This is a genomic window from Lysinibacillus sp. RU7, assembly GCF_057837305.1.
Window position 1 is genome coordinate 1 of sequence record NZ_JBYQFK010000084.1, and the last position, 358, is coordinate 358.

The 358-nt window shown below is 51.4% G+C and carries 1 protein-coding gene; it reads right to left on the reverse strand.

Annotated elements, in window-relative coordinates:
- A partial coding sequence (locus tag AC3II9_RS21625; protein ID WP_489158741.1) for a hypothetical protein occupies window positions 1-358 on the reverse strand: 358 nt, incomplete at both ends.

Sequence of the window (358 nt, forward strand, 5' to 3'; positions counted from 1 at the left end):
TCACTACTGTGCCATCGATTGCATCTGGTCCCAACGCCACTTGTGCATTGAAGGTACCGTCTGTGCCTAGCTCGTCTGCATTTAAGATACCGTCGCAATTTAAGTCTTCAGGAATCGTGATCGCACCGATCAGGTCTGCAGGCAAGGTATCTACAGTCACGGTGATATCTGCATCAGCAACATCAAGGTTACCTTGTGCATCCACTGCTTCTGCATGGATGGTCACAGGGCCTTCGCCTGTTACAGGAATCGCTGCAGTGATGAAGCCGTTTGCAAGGTCAGCTGCAGTCACGGTGTAGTTCACACCGTTCACATTCACTACTGTGCCGTCGATTGCATCAGGTCCCAACGCCACTTG